We start from the raw sequence: 14,021 nt of genomic DNA, 5'->3' as shown, positions 1-14,021 counted from the left end.
GCTCGTCCCCCCATCTACCTGCCTCGGCGCTCTACTTCCTCGTGGCGGAGCCGAGCACGACGAAGTTCGGCTGCGGGATATCAGGCACCGGCGTACGAATGAAGAGAACCCCGTTCCCCTGGCGTTCCAGGACGAAATCGTACAATTCTCTCATCCCATCGTTGGTGGTGCAGTCGGCGCTGCCGGTGCCATCGGGTTCGACGTCATACGTACACATGAACGTCTGTCGAAGAATGGTCCCCCCGACGCTGCTCGTTCGCCTCGCCAAGGTGATGTTCCCAGTGCCGTCGGCGACGAAGAATCCCTCGGCCGCGACCTGAAAGGGGCCGGCCTGTCCCTGGAAAGAGGCCGCATAGCGTCCTCGGAAATCGGCGTTCGTGAACCTGAACCTCGGATTGTCTTCGTCGTGGTCGGCGCTCGCCCTGGACGCGAAGGCGAGAGCCCCCGCGACGAGAAGGATGCTCGTGATCGCCAGACGACGAGGCCCCGGCCTCTTCCATGCGTGTTGCTCCACGTCGTTCCTCCTTGTCCGTCCCACCTACTCGCGGACCTTGAAGCGTGTCAGCGTCTTGAAGCGCGCATGGTAGCCAGGAGTATCCTTCGGGCAAGCCAATCCCCGTAGTGGCTCATCCCCCTCCGAGCGTTGGATGGAGGCCCGATACAGCCCATCGCGCGGGCCGCTGTTGTTCCCGCTCCGTGCGGGTCACTTTGGGGCTCGCCTCATCCCGGGCGAGGTCTATCGTGTCCTCCGCCGGGGCGTGATGAGGCCGGCGTACGGAGATAGACGCCGCGCGCACCCTGGCGGTCTTCCGTCGCAACACCATCGTCCAGCGGGCGGGCGTGCGAGGCGGATCGGGAGCGACGCTCGCGCGCGCGACGGCATGGAATACTCGTCACCTCATGACGCTGTCCGCAGCTTTCATCAACCGAGAAGTGAACCGCCAAGCGCGCCAAGGACGCGAAGAAGATGACAAAGGCTTGGCGTCCTTGGCGCGCTTGGCGGTTCGAAGTTCTGCCCTATTCAGGAGGCTTCGATCCGTTTGTCACCCCAGGTCTCTGGCGCCACCTCAGGGAAAGAGGACGAGCCGCGCGCCGAGGCTCAGCCATGCGTGAAGCGCTGTCTCGGGGATCAGGCCGCTTGCGCGGAGTACCTCCACGCCAATCAGCGGTCCGCGCACCAGCGCTTCACGCCAGGGCCACGTCGAGAGGGTCGCCCGGCTGTCGCCGCGTCGCGCGGACGCGTGGACGCGCGGGGGGGCCCAAAGGGCCGATGAGCTCACCGTCAGGCGCGCCCTCTTCCTTCGAGGGGTTACTTCCACCGCTCGCTCGGTTCACGCCAGGGTTCGACGGAGCCGCGGGGCGCGTTCCCTCGCCTGGCAGCCGCTGCCTCGGCCTGTCGATGTCACAGCGGTGGCGGCCGTGGTATCCTCCGACGCAGGCCATGTCAGCCGTCGAATCCACGGCCCGTCCGCCCGCTGCACCTCGTCCGGGCGTCGCACCCCGCCGCCGGATTGGAGCCCACGTCTACAGCCGCCCGCCCGAGCCGGTGTACTTCCCAGAGGCGGAAGAAGTGCCCGTGACGAACCGCCACCTGGAGCTCCGCACGGCGCTGTACCTCATCCTCAAGCGCGAGCTCGCGCACTCGGCGACCCTCGGGTCGAACCAGTTCGTCTACTGGGACCCGAGGACCTCGAAGAAGCGCCTCGCCCCCGACGCCTTCGTCCGGCTGGGTATGCCTCATCGGACCTTCCGCACCTGGAAGATCTGGCTGCACGGGGCGCCTGACCTCGGGGTCGAGATCGTGAGCGACTCGGACGAGGGCGAGCCCGACTGGGACGAGAAGCTCGAGCGCTACCGCGCCGCGGGCATCCCGGAGGTCGTGCGCTTCGATCCCGAGGATCGAGAGCGACCGATCCGCATCTGGGACGCCCTGGAGGGCGATCTCGTGGAGCGGGCGTCCGACGACCCCGATCTGCGCGCTTGCGAGACGCTGGGCCTCTGGTGGACCGTCGTGCAGGACCCGTCGCTCGGCCCCATGCTCCGGCTGGCGCGCGACCGCGAAGGCCACGATCTGCTGCCGACGCCGGACGAGGCGGAGGCCAAGGCGCGCGAGGCGGAGGCCAAGACGCGCGAAGCGAACGGAAAGCTGGAGGCTGAGGTGCAGGCGCTGCGGGAAGAGCTGGCGCAAGCCCTAGGGAAGCGGAAGACGCGGCGACGCTCCCCGGGATGAGGCGCCCGCTCGGCCGGAAGGCGTCCAGGGCCATCTCGAAAGCCCGGCAGACCGCGCCGGAGGTGGTCCAGGACCATCCCGCTCCATCGCCGGCGAGTCGCCGCTAGAGGCGCGTCCCCCGGCCCGCAGCCCGCTGAAATATCCTCGGTTTTTCCGGGGATTTCGCCGCCTTTCCCGTGGCACGCGCCTCGGACCCTCCGCGTCCAGGCTCGCGGCGGCCTCTGGTACGGCGCGCGCGATATCCGCTCCGAGCGCGTGGCCCGCCGGTAGCGGCGCGGCAGGCGCTCTGTCGCCCCGCGGCACAGGAAACGGCACCGGATGTCGCGTGGCTCGCGGGATTGGATCGTTTGATCAAAGGGATCGATCCGTTCGATCGAGACGCCTGGACTGCTCGACCGTGAGCCCACCGCGCGCAGGCCGGACAGGATGCCTTCCGGAACGCCGTTCGCTCCTGCCCATCTCCCAGCGGCAGGGGCGGCGGCCACGCCTCGGCGCGGGTCACCTGCGGCGGCTGAGTGGGGCTGGCTCGCCGGTTGCTCTCCTCTGCGCCATCGTATGAGAAACAAGACAACCCTCTTCAAGACCATATGCGCTGGAGTTGCCCTCACCTCAGTCGCCGGCTGCGGCGTCGATCTCGGCGGCGCTGCCCCCGAGGGCGCTGACGGCGCCGGCCGCGCCGCGCAGGCGCTTTCACCCGGCGAACCGGTGTGCATCACCGTGCAGCGCGGCGCTGACCCGGGGGGCGTGGCCGACGCGGTGCTCTGGCGCCGCGCGCCCCGCTGGAACGACGGCTCGAACACGAACCTCAGCACGGGGACGAGCGCGGCCGGGGGGCTCCGGCGCAGCGTGCTCCGGTTCGATCTCCCGGTGATCCCCGCGGGCGCCGAGGTGGTGTCAGCGAGCCTGTCGCTCGCCCAGACGTACAAGACGGTGGACAGCACGGTCCGCGTCCACCGCGTAACGGCCGCATGGGACGAGTTGACGGTGACCTGGTCGAGCTTCGGCGATGCCTTCGACCCCACGGTCGCCGCGTCGTTCACCGCCGGCGCGGGCGTCGGCCTCCGCTCCGCCGACATCACGGCGCTCGCGCAGGCGTGGGTGAGCGGAGAGTCCGCCAACCACGGTGTGCTCCTCGAGGAGGATCCGGTCCAGAGCACCGACTACCGGAGCAGCGAGAAGCCCCTCATCGAGCAGCGCCCGCGGCTGGACCTCTGCTACGTGCCGCGCGACGACGCTGGCGGCGGCGATGCGGGCTCTGGCGGCGGCGGTGCGGGCGCGCCGGTGGTTGTCACCACGCCAGCGGCCGGCGCCGAGAGCAGCTATCGCAGGTCGACCATCCGCTGGGAGCCCATCGCCGGCGCGTCGTCGTACCACCTCGAGATCGACGACGATCCGAACTTCCGCTCTCCCGAGGTCGACACGCTGGTGACTGGCACATCGTTCGCGCTGGGCGGCACGGCGCTCGCGCTGAACGGCGAGCGCTCCTGGCCGGCCTATGTGCGCATCAACGGCGAGCGCTGGAATGCCGGGACCTTCGCGCCCGCGACCGTGCGCTGGTCGAACGACAACTCGAGCCTCGCAGTGGGCAGCAACGGCACCGTCTACTGGGCCCTCGTCGACGAGGGGGCGATGAGCCTCCGCACGTCCGACGACTGGGGCGCGTCCCGCCGGCTCTCCTGGCCCGGGTCCTTCAACCCGGGTCAATCGGCCCTCGGGCTCGCGCCGGACGGCGAGCCGTGGGTGGTGTGGACCGAGCAGATCGACTTCGCATGGGGAGGCTTCTACGCCCGGCAGGACGACGGCTATGCGCCTCATCTGATCCAGGACCAGCGCGATTACTGGTGGTCCACGCCGCCGCTCTTCCCCGCCGACGGGACGGTGCGCTGGGCCGCGGCGAACGTCGGGTCGAGGAGCGGTTACCTCTACACGCTCGACGGCGTGGGCGGAGCTGTCGAGGAGGTGATCGACGACCCCTGGGACGGGAGGATCGTTGGTCTCGACGTGGCGGTCGGCCTTGACGGTGGGCTGCTCGCTGTCTTCGCGCTCTACACCGGCTGGCCAGAGCAGGCCATCGTGCTCGTGGACCTTGACGACCCGGGCGCCGCTCCGACGACGGTCGGTACCGGATACCGCCCTTCCCTCGACGTCGCGCCCGACGGGACGATCCACGTCCTCTGGAGCTCTGACCAGGAGCAGTTCCACGCCAGCTCCGCGGACGGCTTCACGACGGTCACGACGCTGCCCTGCCATGACGAGGGGGTCGCATACCGCAAGGCCTCTCGCGTCGACGCCCACGGGACGCTGTGGTTCCTCGGTGGCGGCGAATCCGAGGTCCGCCTTTGCAAGAGCACCGACGCGGGGCGGACGTGGACCTACTCGGCGCTGCCTATCGGCAACTTCTTCGCGCTGGCCGTCGGCCCAGATGACCTGGTCCACATCGCGTACGGGCGCACCGGCGGGGGCGGGGGCTCCTATGCGAACTCCCTGGGAGCGTTCCTCGCGACGAACTTGACCCCCGCGGTCTCCCTTGGATCGCCCGCGATCACCGGCCAGGAGGTCATCATTCCCGCAGGCGCTGATGATCCTGACGGCGACGAGCTCTCCGGCGAGGCCGTCATCGGCTCTTACCGGCCGGGCGCGATGGTCGAGGCTGGCGGGTCGTTCGATGTGCTCGACTCACCGGTCTACAACAGCTGGGGATCCCTCGTCTCGGGGTGGGGAAACCTCTCGTTCCGGCTCGCGGGAGAGGATAGCTGGAGCGGGTATATCAGCTGGTATAGCGTGTCACAGCTGACGTTTCCGGTGACCGTCGAGGTCCACGCCTGGCAGGGCGCGTACGATGCGTTCGTCATCGACGCGTGGGACTCCCCGGATGCCCCCGCGCAGATCCGGGTCTTCGAGGAGGCCGCGCGCGCATCCTGGACCGGCCAGCCGGCGCTCTCGATCCCGCTCACGGGCGTTCCGTCGGACGTCTCCGCCGTCCTCCGGCTCAGCGCGACCGACGGGACGAACACTATCAGCCGAGAGCAAAGCTTCGGGCATACCGGGCAGCAAACGCTCGTCCTCGGCGCGCCGGGCGCGCCGGACTGAGGCGCGAGACCGGGCGAGCGCCGGGACATGCTCCTCCGAGAGGAGCGCGTGCACGGCGAACTCCACCGCATCGAACGGCCCGGCCGGGAGCACGGCCTCGTCCACTTCGGCCGGGTTCGGGGATACGCTGTCCGCTGGAATGCAACCGACCGATCCGTTCGGCTGGGTGGGAGCGACCCTCGACCACAAGGTCGCGATCGAATCCGTCGCGGGGGAGGGCGGCTTCGGCGTCGTCTACCGCGGCGTGCACCTCGGCTTCGAGCTCCCGGTCGCGGTCAAGTGCCTCCGGATCCCTCCGGGCGTCGGCGCTGAGGAGCGAAAGCGGCTCCTCTCGCAGTTCCGCGCGGAAGCGCGGCTCCTGCACCGGCTCTCGCAACGGACCGCGAGCATCGTCCAGGCGCTCGACATCGGGGCCGCCACCGCGCCGAGCGGCCAGTGGACGCCGTACATCGTGATGGAGTGGCTGGAGGGCGAGACGCTCGCCAGCGATCTCAGGCGCCGCTACACCGCTGGCGAGGGGCCGCGGGGTGTCGGTGAGGCGATCCGCCTCCTCGCGCCCGCCGCGGCCGCGCTCGCGATCGCCCACGAAGAGAAGGTGTCCCACCGGGACGTCAAGCCGGCCAACCTGTTCCTCGCGCGCTCCGGGAGCAGCGCCACCCTCAAGATCCTCGATTTCGGGATCGCCAAGGTGATCTCGGAAGCCACCCTGCAGGGCGGCCTGGGCACGCAGCCCGGCACGGCGATGCCGCCGTTCACCCCGCAGTACGGCGCCCCCGAGCAGTTCAGCGGGCGCTTCGGCCCCACCGGGCCGTGGACCGACGTCTTCGCGATGGCGCTGGTCTTCCTCGAGGTCGCCTCGGGGCAGGCGGGCCTCGCCGGCGACGACGTGATCCAGCTCTACACCGCCGCCGTCGAGGCGAGCAGCCGGCCGAGCCTCGCGGCGCGTGGCGTGGGCGCGAGCCCCGCCCTGGAGGCCGTCCTCTCGCGCGCGCTCGCGCCCAGCCCGAGGCTCCGGTTCCGCGACGTGGGCGAGATGTGGGCTGCCCTCACGGCCGCGCTCGGCGCGCAGGCATCTCCCTCCGGGGCGGCCTCGGCGCCGGGCGAGCCGCCGAGCTGGGAGCTGCAGCGCACGGCGCTCGCCGCGCCCGCGGCGGGCGAGAACCGCGTCTGCACCGTGATGTTCGTCGATCTGGCGGAAGCGACCGCGCTCTCGGCGCGCCTCGCCCCGGAGGACGTCAAAGAGATCGTCGACCGCTGCTTCGCCGCGGTGAGGGAGCAGGTGGAGGCCATGGGCGGCCTCGTCGAGGAGCTGCCCGGCGGCGACAGGGCGATGGCGCTCTTCGGCGTCCCGCGCGCCACCGACAACGACGCCGAGCGCGCCGTCCACGCCGCGCTGCGCGTGCAAGCCGCGATCGGGCGCGTCGCGCTCCCGAGGGCGCTCCGGGGCGCGCGGCTCTCGGCGCGGATCGGGATCACGACCGGGCGCGTCTTCGCCGAGCCGGCGGGCGGCGGGACGCGCCCGCGGTTCACGGTGCTCGGCGAGGCCGTCAACACCGCGAGGAGCCTCCAGCAGACGGCGCCGAAGGGGGCGATCGCGATCGGGCGGGACACGTACCGGCAGGTGGTGAACCTGTTCGAGGTCGAGCCGCTCGCACCGATCGAGGTCGCAGGTCGGGGCGAGATGCTCCCTGTCTACAAGGTGCGCGGCGCCGTCGCCTTCCGGCCGGTCATGGCGCTCTCGGATTTCCACGGGGTCGACACGAAGCTCGTGGGTCGCGCCGCCGAGATGCAGCGGCTCAACGACGCGCTCGAGACGATGCTCTCCGAGCGCAGGGCCTGCCTCGTGACGCTGATCGGCGCCCCCGGGGTCGGCCGGAGCCGGATGCTCGCGGGCCTGTTCTCGAGCGTGATCCTCCGCCGAGAAGAGGACTTCGTGGTGATGGTGGCGCAGTCCTCGCCGCTCCTCAGGAGCACGAGCTACGGGCTCGTCGCGTCGATGATCCGGCGGCGCTTCGAGATCGCGGAGACCGACGCGCCCGCCGCGGTGATGCGCAAGCTCCGCCGCGGCATGCGGTGGCTCCGGAGGCGCGGGGCGATGCGGAGGAGCGGGGAGGGGCAGGAGAGGGGGCGCGAGCGGGAGATGGCCTGGGAGGCGCCGCCGGCCCGCGCCTTCACGGAGGGGCTCGATGCCGCGGACCTCGAGGACGCGCTGCGCCAGGTCGCGGCCATCCTCGGGGCGCGCTCGGCGGACGAGACCGCGCCGGTGGGGCTCGACGACGCGGGCAACCCGGCGAGGCAGCGCATCTTCGCGGCCGTCGCGCGGCTGCTCCGCTTCGTGGCGGACGCGGCGCCGATCGTGATCCTCTGCGACGACATCCAGTGGGCGGACGGCGCGAGCCTCGATCTGATGGACGAGCTGCTCGTCCGCGCGGAGGACCTGCCGGTGCTGGCGGTGTGCGCGGCGCGGCCAGAGCTCCTCGAGCGCCTGCCCGCCTGGGGGCAGGGGAAGGCGGGGCACCTCCGCGTCGACCTGGCGCCGCTGGCGCGCCGGCACACGGAGGAGATGGTCCGCGACTGGCTCCGGCGCGCGCCGGCGCTGTCGACGTCCATGCTACGCACGCTGGCCGACCGGGCCGAGGGGCACCCGCTGACGCTCGCGGAGACGCTCCACCTGCTGGTGGACGCGGGCGTGATCGAGCCGCGCGGCGAGGAGGCGTGGTTCGTCCGGGAGGAGCAGCTCGGCGAGCTCGCGCTGCCGGCGACGGTGCAGGGGATCGTCCAGGCGCGCCTCGATCGGCTCGAGGCGGAGCCGCGCAGCATGCTGGCGCAGGCCGCCGTTGTCGGGCGGACCTTCTGGGAGGGGGCGCTCGAGCGCCTGCATCGGCCGGAGCCGAGCGGCGCGCCGGGGAGCGCGCCAGAGGCGGCGCCGGCCGAGCTGCTCGCGCAGCTGCGACACCGGCAGCTCATCCGGCCGCGCGAGTCGGCGATGTTCCCGGGAGAGCGGGAGTACGTCTTCGCCGAGTCGGCGATGTACGAGGTGGCGTACGAGATGCTGAGCGTGAAGGTGCGGCGGCCGCTGCACCTCGTGATCGCGCGGTGGCTCGAGGAGCGCGCGTCCGGCAGCGCGGGGGACGCGCTCTTGGCGCTGCACTACGACCGCGGCGGGGACGCGAGGAGGGCCGCGGCGGCGTACGCGCGGGCGGCCGCGCACGCGGCGTCGCTCGGGGAGAACGCCGAGGCGCTGCGGCAGCTGGAGAGGGCGCGTGAGCTGCACGACGAGGTGCTGGAGGAGTGCGCCGCGGCAGGCAGCGGGCGCGGCGGGGGCGAGGAGACCCAGGCAGAGAGGGAGGGGGCGGGGATCCCCTGGCGGGAGAGCGCGCGCCTGCGGCTCGACCTCGGCGATGTGCTGCGGCGGCTCGGGCGGCTCGACGAGGCGGAGCGCGCGTACGAGGAGGCGCGGGCGAGGATCGCGCGGCCGGCAGGGCGGGGCGGCGGCGCGGGGGCGCAGGCCGAGCGGGCCGACGCGCTGCGGTTCGAGGCGCGCGTGGATCACCGGCTCGCGCTCGTGCAGAAGGTGCGGGGGGCGACGAAGGCGGCGCGGCCGCTCGTTGAGCGCGCGATCGCGCGCGCCACGGAGGCTGGAGCCCTGGAGGAGACGCCGGCGATGTACGCGCTCTTGGCGTTCCTGCACCGGCGCGAGCGGCGGCCGGACGAGAGCTGGAAGGCCGCACGAGAAGGGCTGCGGGTGTGCCGCAGGATCGAGCGGCACGACGAGCGGTGGCAGGAGAACGTGACGCAGCTGTTGTTCGGGGTGGCGGCGGCGCTGTTCGGGCGCGGCAGAATGGTGGGCGCGGAGCGGAGCTACCGGCAGGCGTCGCGGATGATCTCGGAGAGCGCGAGCCCGTACCTCGCGGGGATTGCCCTGAACGGCGTGGGGGCCATGCGCTTCATGAGGGGCGACGCGACCGGCTCGCGGGCGATCTACCTCCGGGCGCTGCGGCTCAAGGAGCGCGCCGGCGATCTGCACCAGATCGCGGTCACGTGCAGCAACCTGGCGGAGGTGGAGCTCCTGTTGAAAGAGTTCCCCGCGGCGCTGGAGCACGCCAGACGGGCCGTGCGCCTGAGCGAGCAGGCTGGCGCTGGATCGGACCTTGCAGCGATGTACCGCAACTTGGCGGACGTCTTGCTTGCCGCCGGGGAGCTCGAGGAGGCTCTCACTGCAGGGAGCAAGGCGCTCGCGACCGCGGAGGTCTCCGGGCGCGTCTATCTTGGCGAGGCAGCGTTGACCTTCGCCCGAGCCTGCGCGCGCGCGGCGAATGACCCTTCGTCGGACGCCGCCCTGCGCACCCGGGCCGTGGAGGCTACGGAGGCGCTGCGAGCGTCGCTGTCAGCGCACTTCACCGAGGGAGATCTCCGCCAGAAGGCGGAGGAGTGCGGGCGGATCCTCGCGCAGGGGCTCGCGAGAGCCGAGTAGGCAGAACGGTCGTGTCAACAGGCGGTTGCCGGCCGTGGGCAGGCAATCCATGGAGAGGACTGTCATCATGCAGTGCTGTGCTTTGGTTGCGAGGGGTATGGTGCTCGTCGGGTTGCTCGGCGTCCTGGCCGGCTGCGGCGATGATGGGCCGAAGGGGTGTCCGACCGAGGACGAGATCCGAGGCGTTTGCGCCGGCGTGCCCCAGGCTGCGGTCTGCGATGACGATCTGTGCGTGGACGATGTCACCTGTGCAGGGATCGAGCGCGTGGGCAGCGACGCGGAGCTCCAGGCGGCCGCCGCCGCGGCTGTGCCCGGAACGTGCATCGCGCTCGCGCCGGGCACGTACGGCGCGGTGGCGCTCCCTGGCGGCGTGAGCCTCCTGGGGAGGGCGGCCGGCAGCGTCACGGTCCGGGAGGTCGCGCTCGAGGCGGGGGAGGGCGCCGTCGTTCGAGGACTGACCACCTCGATGATTCGCGTCCGGGGTGCCACTGGCGCGAAGGTCGAGTCGGTTCGCGTGCGGGGCAGCGCGGAGAGCGGCATGCTCGTGGACCCGGGATCCTCCGTCGCCGTGAGCGCCTCGCGCATCGAGGGGGCGGCCATTTATGGCCTCTTCGCGACAGACCCGCTCGCGGTGACTCTCGAACGGGTCGTGATCGCCGGCTCGGGCGGGCCGGGGCTCTGGGTCGAGAGCAGCGCCGACTGCGCCGAACCATCCGTGCAGCCCGCGCTCGAGGTGAAGCGCTCGATCGTGCGCGGCAGCCACATCGTGGGCGTCGCCCTGTTCGGTGCCAGGGCGGCGATCTCGGGGCTCGACATCCTCGCGACGCGCCCTGGCGATGAATTCCAGACCGGCCGGTATGGCGGCGGCCTCTCCATCGCGAGCTGCTCGGACGTGGAGGCGAAGGGGCTGCGCGTGCACGACAGCAAGTCGTACGGCGTGCTGGTCGACGGGTCGAAGGCGACGATCGGCGGCAACGGTCCCGACGAGGACATCGAGATCCACCGCAACGTGATCGGGGTGTCGATCCAAAATGTGCCGGAGTCGTTCCGGCTCGAGAACGCGCGGCTCGACGAGAATCAGGGGCTCGGGATCGGGCTCGCCGGCGAGTCGAGGGGCGTCATCATCTGTCGAACGAGCGTGACGAGGACCAGGGGCAGGACGCTGCCCACGCTCGGCGCCGGCGCCGAGGACGTCGGGCACGGGATCGCGTGGACCGACGGGGCCGAGGCGACGATCACGGACGCCAGCCTCAGCGGCAACGCGCTCGCCAGCGTGCTCATCGACGGTGAGGCCACTGGCACGCTCCATCACATCACCTTGAGCGACGGCGATGAGGCGCTCGGGATCGTCCAGCAGAACTTCACGGGTGGCATGCAGCCCACGGTGGAGGCCGGCACGCCAGCGCTGCGGGCGGACGAGGCGGCGCTATACCCGGTGCCGGCGGCGCCGGACGTGCTCCCGAAGGACGTGGTGGAGCGCTGAGCGGATGGCGCGGCGCGCGGCGTCCGGAAGGATCGGTTGAGCCACACGAGTCTCCCCTCCGCACGCCGCCGAATTGAGTCGTTGCATCATCGCCCAGATCGGATAGGGGCGATGGGCTCAGGCGGGCTGAGGTCCGCGCTCAGCACCGAGCAGACGGTGTCTGGGGCCTCACAGCCGAACACGTTTCCTCTGGTGCAGTCGAAGGTGAACGGCTGGGCCTTCACTTCGTCCTCGCCGTTGAGATCGATGCGATTGCACTGGACGGTGCTCGAGACGAGCGTGACGGCCGCGCTGAAGTTCGAGATGCCGGCGCGGCCGTTGCCTTCGACCCTGGTCCAGGCGATGGTGGCCGAGGTCGGCTCGCCGTGGGACGTGACCACGATCCCGTCGCCGCGCTTGCCGTCGCCGTCCGTCCGCGTGTCGCGCACGACCGTCGACGCGATCGTCGCGTCCGAAGCCAGGACGAGCACGCCGGCCTCGCGGTTCTCCTCCAGGAGCGAGCTGCGGAGCGTCAGCGCCCCGTGCTCTTGGGTCGCGAAGTTAGCTTCCACGCTGATGCCAACTCCGCCCGTTCTGTCGCTCCCCGACCGGGTGTCGCGTACGACGGTCGACTCGATCGTCGCGTCCGAGCCGACGACGACCAGGCCGGTATTGCGATTTTGCTCCACGAGCGCGGCGCGAAGCGCGAGCCGCGCGCGCTCGCGCGCCGTGGGGATGCCGGTGATCGTGACTCCCTCGTCCTGAACGACCATCCCCATCCCGCCGTACCCCTCGCTGTTCGGCTGGGTGCCGCGCACGACTATCCCCTCGATCGTCGCTTCGGATGCCTGAATCAACACGCCGGCCTCATGGTTCCGCTCGACGAGCGAGCTGCGAAGCGAGAGCTTGGCGTGCCCGGCCGCGCCCTCCGTCCCGATGATCTCAACCCCCTCGCCACCGGTCCCGTGGCTGTTCGGCTGGGTGCCGCGCACGACGGTCCCCTCGATCGTCGCTTCGGAGGCCCGGACATACACGCCGGCCTGGTGATTTCGCTCGATGAGCGACGCGCGCAGCGATAGCGACCCACGCTCGTGCGTGGTACCGTTCCCGCTAACGGCGACGCCAGAGCCATTGACACCATCGCCAGTGGGCTGCGTATCGCGCACGATGGTCGCCTCGATCGTCGCGTCCGAACGCTGGACAAACACACCTGTGAAATGATTGTCTTCGACGAGCGAGGCTCGGAGCAGCAGCGTACCACGCTCGTGCCTCGCGTCATCATCCTGAACTTGGATACCTTTCCCTGTCATCCCGTGGCTGCGACTCTGGGTGGTGCGCACGACGGTGGACTCCACCGTCGCGTCCGAGCCGACGACGAGCAGGCCGGCGTCGTGGTTCCGCTCCAGGAGGGAGGCGCGCAGCCGGAGCGTCGCACCTCTGTTCGCCTCGCGCTCGCCTGCGGCTGAAACCTGGATCCCGAGGCCCGAGTTCCCGTCGCCGTAGGGTCGGGTGTCGCGCACGACGGTGGACTCGACCCTCGCGTCCGAGCCGACCACGTCCAGGCCGACTCCGAGGTTCTGATCGAGGAGCGAGGTGTCGAGCGAGAGCGTCCCACGCCTGTGCGTGTCGCGACCCTCCGCGACCCGGACGCCGAACCCACCCATCCCATTGCTGTGAGGCTGGGTGTCGCGCACGACGGTCGCCTCGATCGTCACGTCCGCGCCCCAGATGAATACGCCGAATTCGCTGGCTCCCTCGATGAGGGAAGCGTTCATCCTGAGGCTCGTCGGGCCGAGCAGGTCATCCGCCCCAAGCCCCCAGCCCGTCGGAACATATACCCACACGCGATCGATGAGCAGCTCGCTGGCCCCGCTCGCGCCGATGCCCACGGCTGGCCCCGTGATCGCCAGCCCATGAACCTCGGACCGGCTCGCATCCCCCCGCAGGATGTCGATCGTCGCGGTCGCTGCCCCGATGCCCACCACGTAGACCAAGGCCGGGCACCTTCCCCATAGCCGGACGGGCTTCCCCAGGATCAGGACGTTCTCGACGTAGCGCCCGGCCGCCACGGCCACGATCGCCCCCGGGAGGGCGTGGTCGACGCCTTCCTGGATGCGCTTCCAGGGCCTCGCCATCGTTCCGTCGCTGTCCGTCCCTGGATAGGATCCATTCACGAACTGCGTCATCGGGTTGACCGGAATCGCCCCGTAATCACCGTTGCCGCACGGCGCCACGTCGTGGCACTCGGTGTCGCCAGGGACGGCCGTCTGCCCGGTCGGGCACCGGCCCTCGGGAAGGATCGGCTCGCAGCCGCCTCGCCCGTCAGGCTCAAAGCCCCGGCCGCACGCGTCTGGCGGCACGCCCGCCGGCTGGCACGCGCTGTCGTCGAGCGGCGTCTCTCCGGGAGGACACTGCATGTCCGGCGGCAGCCCCGCCGTGACCCCCGGCGGTAGCCCGGCCGGCTGACAGCCGCCGCCTGGGAGCGGCATCTCCCCGGGACGACACGCCTCTGGTTCGAGGGCCGTGAGCTCGGCGCCGGGCGCGCTCTCGTCGGCTCTGCAGCCGGCGATCACGAGGGCGAGCGCGAGCCCCGCGAGCGCGCTCCGGGAACGTCGACGATCTCGCAGAGAGGAGGAGAGCGGTTGCATGGCGCCTTTCAGGGTCTCGCGAGCGCGCGCAGGTGAGGGCGCCACGCCGGCGCAGGGGCCGGCGCGGCCGCTGAGAGGCGACGTGCGCCGGGCGAGAGGGGGCGAGCAACGACGGCC

6 protein-coding genes are annotated in these 14,021 nt (G+C 71.3%); 4 read left to right on the top strand and 2 right to left on the bottom strand.

Features of this window, described 5'->3' with window-relative positions:
* Positions 1–31 precede the first annotated feature (31 nt).
* Positions 32–514: a hypothetical protein gene (locus tag WME79_RS29180; RefSeq protein WP_437521430.1), complete on the bottom strand. Its 483-nt coding sequence runs from the start codon at positions 512–514 to the stop codon at positions 32–34.
* Between the two features lie 1,062 nt (positions 515–1,576).
* On the opposite strand from WME79_RS29180, the gene WME79_RS29175 reads away from it, so the two are divergent.
* From WME79_RS29175 to WME79_RS29160, 4 genes are all read left to right on the top strand, one after another.
* Complete coding sequence (locus WME79_RS29175) at positions 1,577–2,230, top strand: Uma2 family endonuclease (RefSeq protein WP_437521428.1); 654 nt, start codon at positions 1,577–1,579, stop codon at positions 2,228–2,230.
* A 555-nt stretch (positions 2,231–2,785) separates the two neighbouring features.
* Complete coding sequence (locus WME79_RS29170) at positions 2,786–5,320, top strand: DNRLRE domain-containing protein (RefSeq protein ID WP_437521425.1); 2,535 nt, start codon at positions 2,786–2,788, stop codon at positions 5,318–5,320.
* 139 nt (positions 5,321–5,459) lie between these two features.
* Positions 5,460–9,794 carry a protein kinase domain-containing protein gene (locus WME79_RS29165; RefSeq protein ID WP_437521423.1) on the top strand — a complete coding sequence of 1,445 codons (4,335 nt, stop codon included), beginning with the start codon at positions 5,460–5,462 and terminating at the stop codon, positions 9,792–9,794.
* 67 nt (positions 9,795–9,861) lie between these two features.
* Positions 9,862–11,277: a right-handed parallel beta-helix repeat-containing protein gene (locus WME79_RS29160; protein WP_437521421.1), complete on the top strand. Its 1,416-nt coding sequence runs from the start codon at positions 9,862–9,864 to the stop codon at positions 11,275–11,277.
* An 86-nt stretch (positions 11,278–11,363) separates the two neighbouring features.
* Here the strand turns inward: WME79_RS29160 and WME79_RS29155 are convergent, their stop codons facing one another.
* Positions 11,364–13,904 (bottom strand): right-handed parallel beta-helix repeat-containing protein, encoded by a 2,541-nt coding sequence (locus WME79_RS29155; protein WP_437521418.1) that lies wholly within the window; start codon positions 13,902–13,904, stop codon positions 11,364–11,366.
* Positions 13,905–14,021: the final 117 nt, after the last annotated feature.

This window comes from Sorangium sp. So ce726, from assembly GCF_051521405.1.
Classification (GTDB): Bacteria; Myxococcota_A; Polyangia; order Polyangiales; family Polyangiaceae; genus Sorangium.
Note: the sequence above shows the minus strand (reverse complement) of the source record. Positions and strands in the feature narration are given on the sequence as shown.

Coding starts and splice junctions, on each gene's coding strand:
- WME79_RS29170 (WP_437521425.1), top strand. CDS start 2,786: ATGAGAAACAAGACAACCCTCTTCAAGACCATATGCGCTGGAGTTGCC.
- WME79_RS29165 (WP_437521423.1), top strand. CDS start 5,460: ATGCAACCGACCGATCCGTTCGGCTGGGTGGGAGCGACCCTCGACCAC.
- WME79_RS29160 (WP_437521421.1), top strand. CDS start 9,862: ATGCAGTGCTGTGCTTTGGTTGCGAGGGGTATGGTGCTCGTCGGGTTG.
- WME79_RS29155 (WP_437521418.1), bottom strand. CDS start 13,904: ATGCAACCGCTCTCCTCCTCTCTGCGAGATCGTCGACGTTCCCGGAGC.